The 17,679-nt window shown below is 70.2% G+C and carries 15 protein-coding genes, 2 tRNA genes, 1 pseudogene and 1 riboswitch; of the genes and pseudogenes, 13 read left to right on the top strand and 5 right to left on the bottom strand.

Annotation, left to right across the window (positions count from 1 at the left end; genetic code table 11):
* Positions 1 to 4 precede the first annotated feature (4 nt).
* The gene (locus tag QRD43_RS07300) at positions 5 to 661 is read left to right on the top strand and encodes a response regulator transcription factor (protein ID WP_285981827.1); all 657 of its coding nucleotides are present in this window, start codon (positions 5 to 7) and stop codon (positions 659 to 661) included.
* Positions 658 to 2,046 (top strand): sensor histidine kinase, encoded by a 1,389-nt coding sequence (locus tag QRD43_RS07295; RefSeq protein ID WP_285981826.1) that lies wholly within the window; start codon positions 658 to 660, stop codon positions 2,044 to 2,046. The genes QRD43_RS07300 and QRD43_RS07295 overlap by 4 nt, the downstream gene beginning before the upstream one ends.
* Positions 2,047 to 2,189: 143 nt before the next feature.
* On the opposite strand, the gene QRD43_RS07290 is transcribed toward QRD43_RS07295, so the two are convergent.
* Positions 2,190 to 2,266: transfer RNA gene (locus tag QRD43_RS07290), tRNA-Ile, on the bottom strand.
* 89 nt (positions 2,267 to 2,355) lie between these two features.
* Positions 2,356 to 3,372: a heat-inducible transcriptional repressor HrcA gene (gene hrcA, locus QRD43_RS07285; protein ID WP_285981825.1), complete on the bottom strand. Its 1,017-nt coding sequence runs from the start codon at positions 3,370 to 3,372 to the stop codon at positions 2,356 to 2,358.
* Between the two features lie 68 nt (positions 3,373 to 3,440).
* On the opposite strand from hrcA, the gene QRD43_RS07280 reads away from it, so the two are divergent.
* The 4 genes from QRD43_RS07280 to QRD43_RS07265 are packed head-to-tail and all read left to right on the top strand — an operon-like array spanning position 3,441 to position 7,347.
* Positions 3,441 to 4,316: an NAD kinase gene (locus QRD43_RS07280; protein WP_285981824.1), complete on the top strand. Its 876-nt coding sequence runs from the start codon at positions 3,441 to 3,443 to the stop codon at positions 4,314 to 4,316.
* A 40-nt stretch (positions 4,317 to 4,356) separates the two neighbouring features.
* The gene (recN, locus tag QRD43_RS07275) at positions 4,357 to 6,057 is read left to right on the top strand and encodes a DNA repair protein RecN (protein WP_285981823.1); all 1,701 of its coding nucleotides are present in this window, start codon (positions 4,357 to 4,359) and stop codon (positions 6,055 to 6,057) included.
* The gene (rapZ, locus tag QRD43_RS07270) at positions 6,054 to 6,971 is read left to right on the top strand and encodes an RNase adapter RapZ (RefSeq protein ID WP_285981822.1); all 918 of its coding nucleotides are present in this window, start codon (positions 6,054 to 6,056) and stop codon (positions 6,969 to 6,971) included. The genes recN and rapZ overlap by 4 nt, the downstream gene beginning before the upstream one ends.
* A gap of 22 nt (positions 6,972 to 6,993) precedes the next feature.
* Positions 6,994 to 7,347: a DUF3147 family protein gene (locus QRD43_RS07265; RefSeq protein WP_285981821.1), complete on the top strand. Its 354-nt coding sequence runs from the start codon at positions 6,994 to 6,996 to the stop codon at positions 7,345 to 7,347.
* A gap of 63 nt (positions 7,348 to 7,410) precedes the next feature.
* On the opposite strand, the gene QRD43_RS07260 is transcribed toward QRD43_RS07265, so the two are convergent.
* The 3 genes from QRD43_RS07260 to mutM form a co-directional block, all read right to left on the bottom strand.
* Positions 7,411 to 7,779 (bottom strand): hypothetical protein, encoded by a 369-nt coding sequence (locus QRD43_RS07260; RefSeq protein ID WP_285981820.1) that lies wholly within the window; start codon positions 7,777 to 7,779, stop codon positions 7,411 to 7,413.
* A gap of 109 nt (positions 7,780 to 7,888) precedes the next feature.
* Positions 7,889 to 8,971, bottom strand: a complete 1,083-nt coding sequence (gene mutY / locus QRD43_RS07255; RefSeq protein WP_285981819.1) for an A/G-specific adenine glycosylase — start codon at positions 8,969 to 8,971, stop codon at positions 7,889 to 7,891.
* 17 nt (positions 8,972 to 8,988) lie between these two features.
* Positions 8,989 to 9,807, bottom strand: a complete 819-nt coding sequence (gene mutM / locus QRD43_RS07250) for a bifunctional DNA-formamidopyrimidine glycosylase/DNA-(apurinic or apyrimidinic site) lyase (RefSeq protein ID WP_285981818.1) — start codon at positions 9,805 to 9,807, stop codon at positions 8,989 to 8,991.
* Positions 9,808 to 9,961: 154 nt separating this feature from the next.
* Between mutM and QRD43_RS07245 the strand changes: the two genes are divergently transcribed.
* The 7 genes and pseudogenes from QRD43_RS07245 to pth all read left to right on the top strand — a co-directional run.
* Positions 9,962 to 11,779 carry a tetratricopeptide repeat protein gene (locus tag QRD43_RS07245; RefSeq protein WP_285981817.1) on the top strand — a complete coding sequence of 606 codons (1,818 nt, stop codon included), beginning with the start codon at positions 9,962 to 9,964 and terminating at the stop codon, positions 11,777 to 11,779.
* On the top strand, positions 11,776 to 12,372 hold the full coding sequence (locus tag QRD43_RS07240; RefSeq protein ID WP_285981816.1) for a lipoprotein insertase outer membrane protein LolB: 597 nt from the start codon (positions 11,776 to 11,778) through the stop codon (positions 12,370 to 12,372). Before QRD43_RS07245 ends, QRD43_RS07240 begins: the two co-directional genes overlap by 4 nt.
* A gap of 73 nt (positions 12,373 to 12,445) precedes the next feature.
* On the top strand, positions 12,446 to 13,447 hold the full coding sequence (gene ispE, locus QRD43_RS07235; protein WP_285981815.1) for a 4-(cytidine 5'-diphospho)-2-C-methyl-D-erythritol kinase: 1,002 nt from the start codon (positions 12,446 to 12,448) through the stop codon (positions 13,445 to 13,447).
* A gap of 38 nt (positions 13,448 to 13,485) precedes the next feature.
* A tRNA-Gln gene (locus tag QRD43_RS07230) sits at positions 13,486 to 13,562 on the top strand.
* A gap of 66 nt (positions 13,563 to 13,628) precedes the next feature.
* Positions 13,629 to 14,591: a ribose-phosphate pyrophosphokinase gene (locus QRD43_RS07225; protein ID WP_269630218.1), complete on the top strand. Its 963-nt coding sequence runs from the start codon at positions 13,629 to 13,631 to the stop codon at positions 14,589 to 14,591.
* A 136-nt stretch (positions 14,592 to 14,727) separates the two neighbouring features.
* A complete protein-coding gene (locus QRD43_RS07220) occupies positions 14,728 to 15,351 on the top strand; it encodes a 50S ribosomal protein L25/general stress protein Ctc (protein WP_285981814.1) in 624 nt (207 codons plus the stop codon).
* A gap of 148 nt (positions 15,352 to 15,499) precedes the next feature.
* Positions 15,500 to 16,135, top strand: a pseudogene (gene pth, locus QRD43_RS07215) (aminoacyl-tRNA hydrolase); the annotation flags it as partial.
* A 1,302-nt stretch (positions 16,136 to 17,437) separates the two neighbouring features.
* A riboswitch (cobalamin riboswitch) is annotated at positions 17,438 to 17,675 on the top strand.
* Positions 17,676 to 17,679: the final 4 nt, after the last annotated feature.

Genomic DNA, 17,679 nt, shown 5'->3' with positions numbered 1-17,679 from the left:
GGGCATGCGGCTGCTGCTGATCGAGGACGATGAGACGCTGGGCGAAGGGCTGAGTGGCTTCCTGCGCCTGGAAGGGCACCTCGTCGACTGGTTCCGCACGCTGCTCGATGCGCAGACCGTTGCCAGCGAGCCCTATGACGCCCTCCTGGTGGACTGGCAGCTGCCGGATGGATCCGGCGTGGAGTGGGTGCGGCGCCTGCGGGATCGCGGCGAGAGCCTGCCCATCATCGTCCTGACCGCTCGCGACCGTCTGCAGGATCGCATCCAGGGTCTGGACAGCGGTGCCGATGACTACCTCGTCAAGCCCTTCCGCCCGGAGGAACTGGCCGCCCGCCTTCGCGCCCTCCAGCGGCGGACGCTGGGCCATGGGCAGGCTCGCATCCGGCTGAGAGGCGATCTGGAGTTTGACCTGCGCGGCCATGTCCTCCTGCGCGGCGGTGCGCAGGTGACGCTCACCGCCCGCGAGTGGCGGCTGCTGGAGGCCCTGGTGGCGCGCCAGGGCCGCGTGGTGTCGAAGAGCGACCTGGAAGCCTTGTGCAAGGGCTTCGACAACGATGTCGCGAGCAACGCGCTGGAGGTTCACGTCTTCAATCTGCGGCGCAAGATCGGGCGCCAGGCGATCGAGACCGTGCGGGGCCTCGGCTACCGGGTGCCGAAGTGAACACCTCTGCGCGCGCCCTTCCCTCACTGCAGCGCGAGCTGAGCCGGCGCCTGACGTTGCTGAGCGCCGGCTGGCTGATGGCACTCGTGATAGTGCTGGCCTGGGGCGTCAAGCATGAGGTCGACGACCTCCTGGACGATGCCCTACGCGAAGCCGCCGAGCTGATCTACGGCATGGTGGCGCTGAACGCCCCCCTGCCGGGCGATGCCGGCAGCGACATCCTTCCCGCGCCACCGCACGAGGAACACATCGTGTGGCAGATCGTTCATCAGGACGGCCGCCTGCTCAAGCGATCCCATCGCGCCCCGAGCATTCCCTTCTTCACCGAGGGCCGTGGGGGTCTCTCGGACGGGCCCACGCAGTGGCGCGTCTACGGCGTTCATCTGCCTGGCCAGCCCACCTGGCTCTACGTGGCCCAGCGAGGCGCCGAGCGCCTCCGGTCCGGCCATGAGGCGGCCGGGTTCGTCGTGCTGAGCGCCGTGGTGGTGAGTCTCTTCTGGGCCATCGTCCTGCGGCGGCGCGTCGCCGTCACGCTGCGCCCACTGGAAGAGATGGCGCGCCAGATCCCCCATTACGACCCGATGCGCCCCGCGACCAGCCTGCCGCCCGCGGATCGCGCCGAGATTGCCGCCATCCGTGGTGCGGTGACGGAGCTGGGCCAGCGACTGGCTCGCCGCATCGAGAACGAGCAAGCCTTCGCCGCCCATGCTGCCCACGCCCTGCGCACGCCGCTGGCCGGCATGGATGCCCAGCTCGCCCTGGCCGAGCGCGAGGCAGGGGCAGACGCCATGCCGCGATTGGCCCGCACGCGCGCTGCCGTCGAGCGGCTCAAGCGTGTCGTGCAGTCGCTGCTCGCGTTCTTCAGGCCACAGGCCGAGATGGCGCTGCAGACCGTTGCCCTGGCCGATCTCGTGGCGCAGCTGCCGGTGGAGGGGCTGCAGATCGAACTGGAGGGCGAGGGCAGTCTCTACTGCGACCCCAACCTCATGTCAGCGGCCGTTGCCAATCTGATGGACAACGCCTTGCGCCATGGCGCCAGGCGCCTGCGATTGAGTGCCGAGAGCGACGGTGAGCGGCAGATCCTGCGGCTGTGCGACGACGGCCCCGGCGTGTCGCCAGAGCGCCGCGCCCAGCTGCTCGCCCAGCTCCGCAGCGGCAGCGGCAGCACGGCCGCGGACGCCCCGGCGCAGGCGCTGGGACTGGGGCTGTCTCTCGCAGCGCTCGTCGCGCAGGCCCACGGCGGCGATCTCGATCTTGCCGCCGGCGAACCTGGCTGGCCCGGACTTCAGGTCATTCTGCGACTCTGGCAACACGGCGAGGCCCCGAGCGGCCTGGTCATGGGTGCCCCCATGCAGGTGACCCGGCCCATGGAGCTCGGACCCTGAGTCGCGGTGAGTACGGCGCTGCCTTGACGCGATGCCTCTTGCCCGTTGGAAGGTGAGTTCTCTCGTGACCTTCAATTCGGACGTCCGCCGGGGTGGTTTGGCGGGAGGGGGCAGGTCAGCCGCTGTCCCGATTGATGAAGTTTTGGTAGGCCGTACAGGACTTGAACCTGTGACCAAAGGATTATGAGTCCTCTGCTCTAACCAACTGAGCTAACGGCCCCCGTGTTTCCGGCGCCGGAGAGGCACCCTAGACGACCCGGCGGGGAGCCGGGAGCGCGGATTGTACGGGCCTGCCGTGAGGCCCCCGCCCTACTTCTGGGAGAGCGCGTTGGACACCATCCGGGAGGTGATGTCGACGATCTGGATCATGCGGTCATAGGCCATGCGGGTCGGGCCGATGACGCCCAAGGTGCCGACGACCTGGCCGTCCACCTCGTACGGGGCGGACACGATGGACAGCTCCTCGAAGGGCACGACCTGGCTCTCGCCACCGATGAAGATGCGCACGCCCTCGGCGCGGCTGGAGCCGTCCAGGAGGCGCATGAGCTGGGTCTTCTGCTCGAAGAGGTCGAAGAGGCGGCGCAGGCTGTTCATGTCCTGGCTGAAGTCCTGCACGGTGAGGAGGTTGCGCTCGCCACTGATGATGACCTGCTCCTCCCGCTCGATGGCCTCGGTGCCGACCTGCACGGCGGCACTCATCAGCAAGGCAATTTCGCCGCGCAAGGCATCGACCTCATGCTTGATCTTCTCGCGCACCGCCTCCAGGCTCAGGCCGGCGTACTGGGCGTTGAGGCGGTTGCTGGCCTCGGCCAGCTCGCCCTGGGTGTGGTCCTGGGCGGTGAAGATGACGCGGTTCTGCACGTCGCCGTCCGGGGAGACCATGATGACCAGCACGCGGCGCTCGCCCAGGCGCAGGAACTCGATGTGGTGAAAGACGCTCGGCTTGCGCGGCGCCGTGACGACGCCGACGAAGCTGGACAGATTGGACAGCAGCTGGGCCGCGCTGGTGATCACGCGCTGCGGCTGGTCGGGCTGCAGGTGGGCGTCCAGGGCGATGGGCTCGGCGCCCAGCAGGCCAGGGTTGGCCGTCAGCATGGTGTCCACGAACAGCCGGTACCCGCGCGCCGTGGGAATGCGTCCGGCACTGGTGTGCGGGCTGGCGATGAGGCCGAGCTCCTCCAGGTCCGCCATCACATTGCGGATGGTGGCCGGCGACAGCTCCAGGCCGGACGCTTTGGACAGCGTGCGGGAGCCCACGGGCTGGCCGTCCGCGATGTAGCGTTCGACCAGGGTTTTCAGCAGAGATTTGGATCGCTCGTCGAGCATGGTTTTCATTGTACGGACATGGGCGATGCCGTCATTCGGGCCAGGAACGCTGTGGTGTAATTCTGCGCATGGCCAAACGATTCCAACATGTGGCGATTGTGGGCAAGCACCAGGCGCGCGGCATCCGGCCGGTCCTGGAGGAGATTGCCCAATTTGTGGCCAGTCAAGGCCTGGAGGTTTCCCTGGAGCGCGACACGGCGCTCAACACGGGGATCACCGCCTATGACGCCCTGGACAACGCCGAGCTCGGCCAGCGCTGCGACCTCGCGATCGTGGTCGGGGGCGACGGCACCATGCTCGGGTTTGCCCGGGAGATGGCCCGCCACGGCACGCCGCTGGTGGGCATCAACCAGGGCCGGCTGGGCTTCATCACGGACATCTCGATCGAGCACTTCCGCGAGGCACTCTCCCCGATCCTGGCCGGCGACTACGACGCCGAGCAGCGCGCCATGCTCGAGGGCGAGGTCTGGCGGGACAACGCCATCATCTTCGAGGGCGTGGCGCTGAACGACGTGGTGGTGAGCCGCGGCGCCACGGCCTCGATGGTGGAGCTGCGCGTGGACGTGGGCGACGAGTTCGTGGCCAATATGCGGGCCGACGGCGTGATCGTGGCCTCGCCCACGGGATCGACGGCCTACTCGCTCTCGGCCGGCGGGCCCATCCTGCATCCGAGCATCGCGGGCTGGGTGCTGGTGCCGATCGCCTCGCACACCCTCTCCAACCGGCCGATCGTGCTGCCTGACCTCGGCGAGGTGAGCCTCGAGATCGTGGCCGGCCGCGACGCCAGCGTGAACTTCGACATGCAGAGCCTGGCCAGCCTGCTGCACGGGGATCGCATCACCGTGCGGCGCTCGGCGCACAAGGTGTCCTTCCTCCATCCCAAGGGCTGGAGCTACTACGCCACCCTGCGCCGCAAGCTGCGCTGGTACGAAGGCGTGAGTTGAGCGACGCCCTCCCCTGACCTCCAACGACCTCATTCGCCCGATGCTGCGCCGCCTGAGCCTCCGAGATTTCGTCATCGTGCCCGCGCTGGAGCTGGACTTCGGCGCCGGCTTTGCAGCGCTCACCGGGGAGACCGGTGCTGGCAAGTCCATCCTGATCGACGCCCTGCAGCTGGCGCTGGGCCAGCGCGCCGACGCCGGCGTGGTGCGCGAAGGCGCCGCGCGGGCGGAGATCAGCGCCGAGTTCGACCGCCCGGCGACGCTGCTGGCCTGGCTGGAGGAAGGCGGCTTCGACCCGGACGACGACACCCTGCTGCTGCGCCGCGTGATCGACGCCCAGGGCAAGAGCCGCGCCTGGATCAACGGCAGCAGCGCCACCGTGTCGCAGCTGCGCGAGCTGGCCGACCACCTGCTGGACATCCACGGCCAGCACGCCTGGCAGGGCCTGACGCGCGCGGCGTCGGTGCGCGAGCTGCTCGACGGCTACGCCCAGACGGACACGCGCGCCGTGGCCCAGGCCTTCAGCGCCTGGCGCCAGGCACACGAGGCGCTGGCGCAGGCCCGCAGGCAGCAGGCCACGCTGGCCAGCGAGCACGAGCGCCTGAGGTGGCAGCTCGGCGAGATCGAGCGCCTGGCCCCGGGCGAGGACGAGTGGGACGACCTCAACAACGAGCACCAGCGTCTGTCGCACGCGCAGTCCCTGATGGACGCCGCCCGCCAGGCGCTGGACGCGCTGAGCGAGGCGGAGCTCAATGCCGAATCGCTGACGCAGCAGGCGCTGGACGGTCTGCAGGACGTGCTGGCCTATGACGCGAGCCTGGCGCCCGCGGTGGAAGCGCTGCAGGGCGCGCAGGCCCAGCTGCAGGACGCCGCGCACACGCTGGGCACCTATCTGCACGGCGCCGAGCTGGAGCCCGAGCGGCTGCAGCAGCTCGACGAGCGGCTCTCAGCCTGGATGCAGCTCGCGCGGCGCTACCGCCGCCAGCCTGCCGAGCTGCCCGCGCTGCATCAGGAATGGAAAGCCGAGCTGGCCCGCCTCGACGCCGCCACCGACCTGGACGCCCTGGAGCGCCAGCTCGCCGCCGCGCGCAAGGACTACGACACCCAGGCCCGCCTCCTCGGCAAGGCCCGCCAGGTGGCCGCGCCCCGGCTGGCCGCGGCCGTCACGCAGGCGATGCAGCAGCTGGGCATGGCCGGCGGCGCCTTCGAGATCGCACTGCTGCCGCAGGCCGAGCCGCAGAGCTTCGGCCTCGAGTCCGCCGAGTTCCTCGTGGCCGGCCATGCCGGCAGCACGCCGCGCCCGCTGGCCAAGGTGGCCTCGGGCGGCGAGCTCTCGCGCATCGCCCTGGCCATTGCCGTCACCACCTGCCAGCACAGCGGCGGCGCGGGCACGCTGATCTTCGATGAGATCGACGCCGGCGTGGGCGGGGCCGTGGCCGAGACCGTGGGCCGGCTGATGAAGCAGCTGGGGCGCGACCGCCAAGTGCTCGCCGTCACCCACCTGCCGCAGGTGGCCGCCTGCGCGGACCAGCATTACGTCGTCTCCAAGGCCCTGAAGGACGGCAGCACCTGCTCCGACGTCCGCCCCGTGACGGGCGAGCAGCGCGTGGCCGAGATCGCCCGCATGCTCGGCGGCGAGCGCCTGTCCTCGACCAGCCTCGCCCACGCGCAGGAGATGCTCGACCTGTCCGCACAGGCCCCGTCCGCTGCGGGCGCCGCCCGCCCCCGAAAGGCCAAGCCATGAAGCAAGCCAAGCCTGAAGCCCGCGAGCAGAGCGATGTGGTGCTGGTCACCGGCGTGTCCGGCGGCGGCAAGTCCATCGCCATGCACGCGCTCGAGGACGCCGGCTTCTTCTGCGTGGACAACCTCCCCCCCGAGCTGCTGCTGGAATTCCTGCGGCTGGAGCGCCAGCGTGGCAAGCGCCGTGTGGCCATCGCGGTGGATGTGCGCAGCGCGGGCTCCCTGCCCCACCTGCTGCCGCTGATCAAGCAGCTGCGCAGCGAGGGCGTGGCGATGCGGTCCATCTTCCTGGACGCCAACACCGAGACCCTGATGCGGCGCTTCTCCGAGACGCGCCGCCCCCACCCGCTGCGCCAGCATCCGGCCGTGCCCGGCGCCGCCAGCGACAAGGGCGAGGACGAGCACCGCGCGCTGCTGGACGCCATCCACCTGGAGCGCGAGCTGCTGGCGGCGCTGCGCGTCGAGTCCACCGTGATCGACACCAGCCAGCTGCGCCCCGCCCAGCTGCGCGCCTGGGTGCGCGACCTCGTCGTGGTGTCCGGCGACTCGCTGACCCTGGTCTTCGAATCCTTCGCCTTCAAGCACGGCGTGCCGAGCGATGCCGACTTCGTCTTCGATGTCCGCGTGCTGCCCAACCCCTACTACGACCGCGAGCTGCGCCCGCAGACCGGCCGCGACGAGCCCGTCGCCAAGTTCCTCGAGGCCCAGCCCGAGGTGCGGTTGATGCTCAGCCAGATCAGCGCCTTCATCGCGCAGTGGCTCCCGAACTTCGCCTCGGACCAGCGCAGCTACCTCACCGTGGCCATCGGCTGCACGGGCGGCCAGCACCGCTCGGTCTATCTGGTCGAGACCCTGTGCAAGCAGTTCGCCTACCACGGCCAGGTGCTGAAGCGGCACCGCGAACTGGACGCCAAGTGAGCGGGGCAGCGTGATGGGCGGCTTGACCTGGCTCGTCACCAAGTACCTGATCACCGCGGGGCTGGTGGTCGGCATCTCCGAGATCGCCAAGCGCAGCGAACGGCTCGGCGGGCTCGTGGCGGCGCTGCCGCTGGTCACGCTGCTGACGCTGATCTGGCTCTACGTCGAGCGCCAGCCGGCCGAGCGCATCGCCAACCATGCCTGGTACACCTTCTGGTACGTGCTGCCCACGCTGCCCCTGTTCCTGGCCTTCCCGTGGATGCTCGCGCGCTGGGGCTTCTGGGGCGCGCTCGGGGGCGCGGCGGTGCTCACGGTGCTGTGCTTCGTGCTGACCGCATGGGCCGTGCGGCCTTTCGGCATCGTGCTGCTGGACTGAGGCGGCAGGCCGCGGGCGCGCCCTTCGCGCGTGATCCGCGCTCAGTTCACGCTCAGTTCACGCTCATTCCGCGCGCGGGGCCTGCTCGCCAGCCGCCGCGGGCGCGTCGGCCAGGGCGCTGCTCATCAGGACCATCGCGACGATCGAGACCCCCGGGACCAGCACCATCGCGATGACCCAGGGCCACACGGCACGGCCGGCCCGCTGCAGCGCCACGCCCACATAGGCCAGGTGCGCAATCGTGCCGACGCCCATGCCCAAGCCGCCGAAGGTGGCGCGCAGGACGCCGCCCGACTCATCGCCCGTCAGCACCAGCCACAGGCTCACCGCGACGACCAGCGCCGCCAGCAGGGCCGACTCGAGGGCGTTCCTGATCTGGGCGTTCTGGGCGACGGTGCTCGGGGTCGTGGCGCTCGGGGTCGTTGCGTTCATGGCAGTGCTCGGGCGATTCGAGGGGGGCGACGGGCGGGGCGCAAGCATACGCGCAATCCCTCACCCTGACCACGCGTCCGGCGCGCCAGGCGCCCCGGGAAACTCCCGATCACCCCAGCAGCTTCTTCAGCGGCGCGGGCAGCGCATAACGGGCCAGGTCGTCCCGGGCCACCCAGGCGCCGGGGCCTGGCTCGGCACGACGCTCCAGCACCAGGCGGCGCGGGTGCAGCACCCAGTCGAAATGCGTCAGCGCGTGATCGACGCGCGGCAGCGGCTCGGGCGCCGTGGCCGCCAGGGCCTGCGCCTGCGCGAGCAGCTGCGCCTCGTCATCGAAGAGCGGCAGGCTCCACAGGCCGGCCCACACGCCCGTCGCCGGCCGTTGCTCCAGCCAGATCCGGCCTTCGTGCTCCAGCCACAGCCACCACTGCTCGCGCCGGCTGCGCTTGAGCTTGCGGGTCTTGATGGGGAACTGCTCCGCCACGCCGCGCCGCTGCGCCTCGCACAGCCCCTGGACGGGGCACAGCAGGCATTGCGGCGAGCGGGTGGCGCACAGGCTGGCGCCCAGGTCCATGAGCCCCTGGGTGTACGAGGGCATGTCGGCGCCGGCCGCGGGCAGCAGCGTCTCGGCATGACGCCACAGCCGCTTCTCCTGGGCGCTGGAGGCGAGGTCTCCATCGAAGGCGAGGAGGCGACCGAGCACGCGCTTTACATTGCCGTCGAGGATCGCCACGCGCTCGTCGAAGCAGAAGGAGGCGATGGCCGCGGCGGTCGAACGCCCGATGCCCGACAGCTCGGCCAGCTGTGCGGCGGTGCGCGGAAACTCGCCGCCGTGCTGGTCCCGCACGGCCTGAGCGCAGCGGTGCAGGTTGCGGGCGCGGCTGTAGTAGCCGAGGCCCTGCCACATCGCCAGGACCTCGTCGAGATGCGCATCCGCCAGCGTCCGCACGGTGGGAAAGCGCGCCAGGAAGCGCTGGTAGTAGCCGAGCACGGTGGTCACCTGCGTCTGCTGCAGCATGATCTCCGAGAGCCACACGCGGTAGGGATCGCGGGTCTGCTGCCAGGGCAGCGCGTGGCGGCCATGCTGGCGCTGCCAGGCCACCAGGCGCAGCGCGAAGTCAGGCGCCAGAGCGGCCACGGTGGTGTCGAGGGCGTCGGTGGTGGCGGTCGGCGTCGGCGCGGAAAGGGTAGGCATCGGGACAGGATCAGGGGTCAGGAACGCGTCTGGCATCGCGGGCAGAAGAAGGTCGAGCGCTGCCCCTGGACGATGCGCCGCACCGGCGTGCCGCAGCGCCGGCAATCCTGGCCTTCGCGTCCGTAGACCTGCGCCTGCATCTGGAAGCTGCCGGCCACGCCGTGGGCGTCCTTGAAGTCGCGCAGCGTGGTGCCGCCAGCCTCCAGCGCCTGCGCCAGCACCTGGCGCACGCTCTGAGCCAGACGCTCGGCGCGGGGCCGGCTGAGGCGTCCGGCGGGGCTCGCCGGATGGATGCCTGCCAGGAACAGCGCCTCGCAGGCGTAGATATTGCCCGCGCCGACGACGATGTCCCCCGCCAGCAGCGCCTGCTTGATGGCGACGCGCCGGCCCTGCAGGCGCTCGTGCAGGTAGGCGCCGGTGAAGCGCTCGTCGAAGGGCTCGAGGCCGAGGCCCGCCAGCAGCTGGGACACCGGCGGCACCGCGAGGCCGCGTGACCACACCACCGCGCCGAAGCGCCGCGGGTCGTGCAGGCGCAGCAGGCCGCGGTCCGTCTCGAGCTCGAAGTGATCGTGCGGCCCGGCCGGCCCGAGGTCCTGCCCGAAGGCCAGCGACCCGGACATGCCCAGGTGCATCAGCAGCCCTTCCTCGCCGATCGGCAGCCAGAGGTACTTGCCCCGGCGCTGGGCCAGGCCGGCCCGCTGGCCGACGAGGCGCTGCGGCTCGCAGCCCAGCGGCCAGCGCAGGGGCTTGCCCAGGCGCAGGGCCTGCACCGTCGCGCCCTGGATGGCCTCGGCAAAACTGCGACGGGTGACTTCGACTTCGGGCAACTCGGGCATGGGCGGCATGATACGCAGACCGCCACGCCCTGGCCGGCCGCCGGACATCCCCTCGCCGCACCCCGTCTCAGGGTGCCCTAAGGGATGGGGGGCCGCGCGTGCCTAGAATGGTCCGGCAGCCACCCCGGGGTGGCCTGCGCCTTCTGGAGATTCCATGCCCCGTTCCCTGTTCCCGCTGCTTCGCCCGACCCGGCTGGCCCTGGCCTGCGCGCTGGCGCTGGGCGCCCTTGCCCCGCTGGCCCATGCCGATGAAGGCCCCGAGGCCACTGCCGAAGCCGCCACGCAAGACAAGGCGACGGCGCCCGACCCCGTCCGGAATTCCGGCATGGACGCCCCCATGTTCTATCAGCTGCTGGTCGGCGAGATGGAGCTGCGCGCCGGCGAGCCCGGCGTGGCCTACCAGGTGCTGCTCGATGCCGCCCGGCGCACGCAGGACGAGGCGCTCTACCGCCGCGTCGTGCAGATCGCGCTGCAGAACCGCGCGGGCGAGCAGGCCCTCATCGCCGCACGCGCCTGGCGCGACGGCCTGCCGGACTCGCTCGAGGCCCACCAGACGGCCCTGCAACTGCTGGCCGTCCTGAACAAGCCGGCGGAAACCGCCGCGCCCCTGCAGAGCCTGATCAAGCTTGGCACGACGGACCAGTCGCGCGCGCTGCTGCGCTCGCTGCCCGGCCTCTTCGCCCGCTCGCCGGAACCGCAGCGCGTGCTGGACGCCCTCCTGCCCGTGCTGCAGGCGACGGCCAAGATGCCGGGCCTCACCGCCCCGGCCCAGCTGTGCGAAGCCCGTCTGCAGCTGGCCGCCGGCCACGTGGCGCCGGCCTGGGCGCGGGTCGAGCAGGTGATCGCCCAGCCGGACGATCAAGCCGCGACGCGCGACGAGGCCCTGGGCCTGGCGCTGGACATGATGGACCGCCAGCCGGCGGCCGAGGCGCCCGTTCGCGAGGCGCTGGCCTCGCAGCCGGCCAATCACGGCCTGCGTCTGAGCTATGCCCGTGCGCTCGCCCGCTCGCAGCGTCTGGTCGAGGCGGCCGAGCAGTTCCGCCGCCTGACCGTGGAGCAGCCCGACCAGCCGACCCCCTGGTACGCCCTCGGCTCGCTCGAGCTGGAGCTGCGGCACGCCGACCGCGCCGAGGCCGCGCTGCAGACCTTTCTTCAGCGCCTGGAGGACAGCGCCGGCCGTGGTGATCTGACCGAGGCCGGGCGCGAGGCCCGTCAGCAGGCCTGGCTGCTGCTGGCCCGCGTGGCCGAGCAGCGCAAGGACTGGAAGGCGGCCCAGGCCTGGCTCGACAAGATCGAGGACGCCGCGCCGCGCACCGATCTCAGCTACCGCAAGGCCCTCCTCCTGGCACGACAGGGCCATCTGGACCAGGCCAGGCAGCTGATCCAGGCCCTGCCCGGCGACACCGACGAGGAGGTCCGCGTGCGCTTCATGGCGGAGTCGCAGCTGCTGCGCGACCTCCAGCAGTGGTCGGCCGCGTATGAGCTGCTCGGCCGCGCCACCGCCCGCCTGCCCGCCGATGCCGACCTGCTGTACGAGCAGGCCATGATGGCCGAGAAGCTGGACCTGCTCGATGCCATGGAGCAGCAGCTGCGCCGCACCATCGAGCTCAGCCCGCGCCACTACCATGCCTACAACGCGCTGGGCTACTCGCTGGCCGATCGCAAGCTGCGCCTCGAGGAGGCCCGCGAGCTGATCGTCAAGGCCCTCAGCCTCGCGCCCAAGGAGCCGGCCATCGTCGACAGCATGGGCTGGGTGGAGTACCGCCTGGGCCGCCTGGACGAAGCCGAGCGCTGGCTCGCGCAGGCCTATGCGGCGCGCCCCGATGCCGACGTCGCGGCACACCTGGGCGAGGTGCTCTGGCAGCGCGGCCAGCAGGACCGGGCCCGGGCGATCTGGGCCGAGGGCCTCAAGCGCGAGCCCGGCAACGAGGCCATCGAAGAGGCCCGCCAGCGCTTGAAGGCGACGCCTTGACGTCCGGCCTGAAGTGGCGCTTGTGGCGGCTGGGTGCCGTCCTGCCCCTCGCGGTGCTGGCCGCCGCCTGCGCGCAGCTGCCGCGCCCATCCGCCGAAGGCCTGGCGCCGGCATCGCTGCCGGGCGGGCCGGCCTCGGTGGCCAGCTTCAGCGGCAAGCTCAGCGTGCAGGTCCCGCCACTGCCCGGCCAGCGCGTGGCCCAGGGCGGCAGCGGCAGCTTCGAGCTGACGGGCACGGCCGCCGAGGGTCAGCTGGCGCTGTCGACGCCGACGGGATCGCTGCTGGCGCGCGTCGTCTGGACGCCCACCAGCGTCAGCCTCGAGCAGCCCCGCGAGCAGCGCAGCTTCGACAGCCTCGATGCGCTCACGCTGGACCTGCTCGGCGAGTCGGTGCCGGTCGCGGCGCTGTTCGACTGGCTCGCCGGCCGCCCCTGGAGCGGTGCGGGCGCGACGACCCTCGCCGCACCGCTGGCCGGCTTCGAGCAGCTGGGATGGCGCGTCGAGACCGACCGCCTCGCCGAGGGCGTGCTCGTCGCCAGCCAGCGGGCCGGCCGCCAGGCCACGCTGCGCGTGCGCCTGGTGCGTGAGGAGTGAAGTCGAACGCATTGCCGGCATACTGCGGCGCCTGCCCACACGCCTCCTGCGCACCTCCCGTCCATCTCCGACCATGCAAGCGCTCTACGACGTCCCCGCCCCCGCCAAGCTGAACCTCTTCCTCCATGTGGTGGGCAAGCGGCCGGACGGCTATCACCTGCTCGAGTCCGTCTTCGTGCTCGTCGACTGGGCGGACACGCTGCACTTCGAACGCCGCCACGACGGCCTGCTGCAGCGACATGACCGCGGCGATGCCCTTCCGCCGGACGACCTCTGCCTGCGGGCGGCCCGGCTGCTGCAGCGCGAGAGTGGCTGCGGCCTGGGCGCGGACCTCCACATCGAGAAGCGGCTCCCCAGCGGTGCCGGCATGGGCGGCGGCTCCTCGGACGCCGCGTCGACCCTGCTCGCGCTGAACCGCCTGTGGGGCCTGCACTGGCCGCTGTCCCGCCTGCTCCCGCTGGGCCTGAAGCTGGGCGCCGACGTGCCCTTCTTCCTCGGCGGGCGCAATGCCTTCGTGCAGGGCATCGGTGAAGACCTGACCCCCATCGCGCTGCCCGAGCGGACCTTCGCCATCGTCAAGCCCGACGTCAGCATCCCGACGAAGGAAATTTTTTCGAGCCCCCTCTTGCAGCGCTCAGAATCTCTGGCTATAGTTGCGGTCTTTCCTGAGCACGGCAGCAAAAAAGGCACCGAGCCAAGTGAAGGCAACAGCAAGAATGTTGCCGCCGCTTCGCAAAATGCAAAAAATTCTGCCTCGCGAGTGGAACTGAACGCTGAAAGTTGTGCTAGAATCGCAGGCTTTCTGGAAATCGAAAAAAATTCCTCGCGGAATGATTTGCAGAAACCCGCTGAGCAGTACAGCAGTCAAGTGACGCAGGCCCTCGCCCTGCTCGAATCGAGATTCGGCAACAGCCGGATGACCGGTTCAGGCAGCGCGGTGTTCGCAACTGTTCAGGGAAAGAATGGCATGTCGAGCCAGCCCATGGCGACATTACCGGAGCTGCCTCCGGGATGGGTTGGCAAGGTGTGCCGCAGTCTGGTCCAGCACCCGCTTCGCGGATGGGCTGAAGACTGAAGGTTACAAGGGTGCTGCAGCTCTGCAGTGTCCTGTGTAGGGGAGTCGCCAAGTTGGTCAAGGCATCGGATTTTGATTCCGACATGCGAGGGTTCGAGTCCTTCCTCCCCTGCCAAATTTCATTGCTTACCTCCCGGACCCGCTGGGTAGGCCGCGGGGCCATTGACTCAAAGGATGGCCTGTGCTGCTGAATACCGTCCTCTTCACCGGCAACGCAAACCCGGTGCTCTCCCAAGAAATCGCCACCCATCTGGGTCTGGAACTCGGCAAGGCTTCGGTCGGCCGGTTCTCTGATGGCGAAGTCGCGGTCGAGATCCAGCAAAACGTCCGCGCTCGCGACGTCTTCGTGGTGCAGCCCACCTGCGCCCCCACGAACGACAACCTGATGGAACTGCTGGTGATGGTCGACGCGCTCAAGCGCGCCAGCGCCCGCCGCATCACGGCCGTCATCCCCTACTTCGGCTATGCCCGCCAGGACCGCCGTCCGCGCTCCACCCGCGTGCCCATCTCGGCCAAGGTCGTGGCCAACCTGCTGGAGACCGTGGGCGTCGAGCGCGTGCTGACCATGGACCTGCACGCCGACCAGATCCAGGGCTTCTTCGACATCCCCGTCGACAACATCTACGCCAGCCCGGTGCTGCTGTCGGACCTCAAGGCCCGCAACTACAGCAACCTAGTGGTGGTGAGCCCCGACGTCGGCGGCGTGGTCCGCGCCCGCGCCCTGGCCAAGCAGCTGGGCTGCGACCTGGCCATCATCGACAAGCGCCGCCCCGCCGCCAACGTGTCCGAAGTGATGCACGTCATCGGTGACATCGACGGCCGCAACTGCGTGATCATGGACGACATGATCGACACCGCCGGCACCCTGGTGAAGGCGGCCGAAGTGCTGAAGGACCGCGGCGCCAAGCGCGTGTTTGCCTACTGCACCCACCCGATCCTGTCCGGCCCGGCCATCGACCGCATCACGACGTCGGCCCTGGACGAAGTCATCATCACCAACACGATCCCGCTGTCGGAAGCGGCCAAGGCCTGCGGCAAGATCCGCCAGCTGTCGGTCGCCTTCCTGTTCGCCGAGACCATCCGTCGCATCTCCGACGGTGAATCGGTGACCTCGCTGTTCTCCGAGCAGAACAACAATTTCTGAGTCTGAGCCCGGCGCTCCTCGCAAGGGAGCGCCTGCTTGTTTGTGACCGGCCCGTCGGGCCGGTTTTTGTCAGCGGCCTTCGGGCTGCATCCACGGGTGCCTGGTCGCGGGCATCCATCCATTCTTGGAGAAACCTATGAAATTCGTCGCTTTTGAGCGCAAGCTGCAGGGGACCGGAGCGAGCCGCCGCCTGCGTATCGCTGGCAAGGTGCCTGGCATCGTCTACGGCGCTGGCGAACCCGCCACCATCGAGGTCGATCACAACGCCCTGTATCACGCCCTGAAGAAGGAAGCCTTCCACAGCTCCATCCTCGAGATGGAACTGAACGGCACCGTGACCAAGGTCCTGCTGCGTGACTTCCAGATGCACCCCTACAAGCCGCAAGTCCAGCACATCGACTTCCAGCGCGTGGATGCCACCACCAAGATCTCCAAGAAGGTGCCCCTGCACTTCGTGGGCGAAGCCGAATCCCCGGCCGTCAAGACCGACAAGTGCACGGTCAACCACGTGATCACCCAGCTGGAGATCAACTGCCTGGCCGAACAGCTGCCCGAGTTCATCGAAGTGGACCTGAGCAAGCTGACCCTGGGCCACTCGGTGCACGTGAACGACCTGGTCGTGGCTTCCCACGTCAAGATCGTGACCCACGGCAAGCCGAACCCCGTGGTCGCCACCGCTGTGGCCCCGGTCGTGGAAGAGATCGTCGTGGCTGCCGCTCCGGCCGCCGACGACAAGAAGGGCAAGAAGGGCAAGAAGTAATTCTTCGCCGCCTTGCGCAAGAAGCCCCGCCCCGGCGGGGCTTTTTTTCGTCCCTTGCATCCTCATCCACAGACCTCGGGAGGTCGTCCCGGCCTCACCCTCCCGCCTGCGGACGACGGCCCCATCGCCTCCCCGGATAATGCACGCCATGATTCGACTCTTTGTTGGCCTGGGCAATCCCGGCCCTGAATACGAGGACACCCGCCACAACGCCGGCTTCTGGTGGATCGACCAGCTGGCACGGCGCCTGGGTGGGAGCCTGCAGCTCGACAAGAGCTACTACGGCATGGTGGCCCGCATCAACAACGCCCCGGGCGCCGACGGCCCCATCTGGCTGCTGCAGCCGCTCACCTTCATGAACCTCTCGGGCAAGTCGGTGGCCGCGCTGGCACGCTTCTTCAAGATCACCCCCGAAGAGATCCTGGCCATCCACGACGAGCTGGACCTCCCGCCCGGCGAGATGAAGATGAAGCAGGGGGGCGGCACCGGCGGCCACAACGGCCTGAAGGACATGCAGGCCCAGCTGGGCTCCGGCAACTTCTGGCGCCTGCGCCTGGGCATCGGTCACCCCGGCCACAAGGGCGAGGTGGCGGCCTACGTGCTGCGCAAGCCCCCACTCGACGAGCGCATCGCCGTCGAGCAGAGCATCAGCAAGAGCCTCGATGCCGTCGAGCTGATGCTCAAGGGTGACATGAGCAAGGCCGTGACGCAGATCCATGCCAAGCCCCAGCGGCCGAAGCCGCCGAAGCCTCCGGCAGTGGCCGCGGGTGACGCGGCCGCTCCGTCTGGCGCCCTGGCGGCCCCGGCGTCCGGATCGCCCACCGGATCGCCCACCGGCTCGAGCTCGCCGGCGCTCGACGCCAAAGCCCCCGCACCGGCCCTCAAGCCCGCCCCCGCCACGCCTCCGAGCTCCGCCCTGGCCGCCGCGCTGGCGTCGGTCCTGGGCAAGGGCAAGACCTGACCCCTGGGACCCTCCGGTCGATGTCATGAAGCGGATCCCCTGGCCAGCCCTGCGTGTGCCATGCGCTCTCCCGGACCGCACGAAGGGCCCTTCAGGGAGACCGCTTCGGGCCAGCCCACGGCACCAGGCCGGGTCAGGACAAACCCGGTGGCTCGCCGGGTGGGTGCGCATCAACGGGATGAGCAGCCGGTGGATGAGCCCCCGCGGGAAGAACACCTGTTGGGGGCACGCCCGCCGGGTGAGCGTTGGCTTGATGCTCGCTGCTCTGGCGCTTGCTGGCCAGGCGCCGGTCCTCGCGGCGGTGGCCCCAGCGGCCACGCCGCCCGCCGTGCCCGGCAGCTTCACGCTCTACCGCTGCGGCCCGGACGGTCGCGAGCTGCGCAACACGCCCTGCCCCCGGGAGACGGCGGCCAGCGAGCGCGTCCGCTTCGCGCCTGATGACGCCGACGCGGCCCGCGCCGCCCACGATCGCAACCGGCAGGAGCTTCGCCTGCTGGATCGACAGCGCCAGGAGCGCGAAACCCGCCAGCGCCAGGAACAGGAAGCGCTGCGGCAGGCGCCGCAGGCCGCCTCCCTCAGCCCCACACCGCCACCCACAGCCGCCCGGGCCCCGGCGGCTTCGTCGCCGCGAAAGCCTGGCAGACATGCCCGAGGCCAGGCGCCGGGCGATGGCGATGCCCGGACGACCCGGGCGAGCAGGCCGCGATCGCACTCGACACCCTCCTCCACCGGGCCCCAGCCAGAAGTCCCCCCGCGGCGTCCCGCCCCGCCCGCCGGATCCGACGGCCCGGGCGCGATGGCGCCGTCGGACCTCCCCCTCCCCCGCGTTGCCGAGAGCGCCCGAAGCGCCCCCGCCCTGAAGCGGGCTTGAGCAGGGGGCACCCGGACGCCAATTGCCTCGCCGTGGAGGCCGCATCGACCGGTGCAGCCACAGCCACAGCCACAGCCACAGCCACACCCGCACCCCGCCGACGCTGGCAAACGCGCGGCGCTCCCCGACGTTCAGCGGCGCAAGGCACACGAGGAGGCCGAACCTTGACGCCGCTCGGGCGTCCTCGCGGGCGACGCTTGAGGTCCATCAAGCGGTCGGCCCGAGGGGCATTGGTGGCTCCCGGGGCGCGGTGCACTAGAATGCGCGCTGTTGGTGCTCGCCCGGACCCTTCGGTCAGGGCAGTTAAACGGGAATCAGGAGGGAAGGCTTCCACGAAGTCGACCTAACCTGAGCTGTCCCCGCAACGGTAAGCGGACAAGGCCGAAAGGCCTTCAGTTGCTGCACAGGAATCCACTGGCGCGCCAAGGCGCTGGGAAGGATGCAGGAGCGCGTTCCGCCAGCCCGGATACCGGCCAACGGGTGAGGTGAACGCGCA

It is taken from the genome of Roseateles subflavus (genome assembly GCF_030285365.1).
In the GTDB taxonomy this organism is placed as follows: domain Bacteria; phylum Pseudomonadota; class Gammaproteobacteria; order Burkholderiales; family Burkholderiaceae_C; genus Roseateles_B; species Roseateles_B subflavus.
Note: the sequence above shows the minus strand (reverse complement) of the source record. Positions and strands in the feature narration are given on the sequence as shown.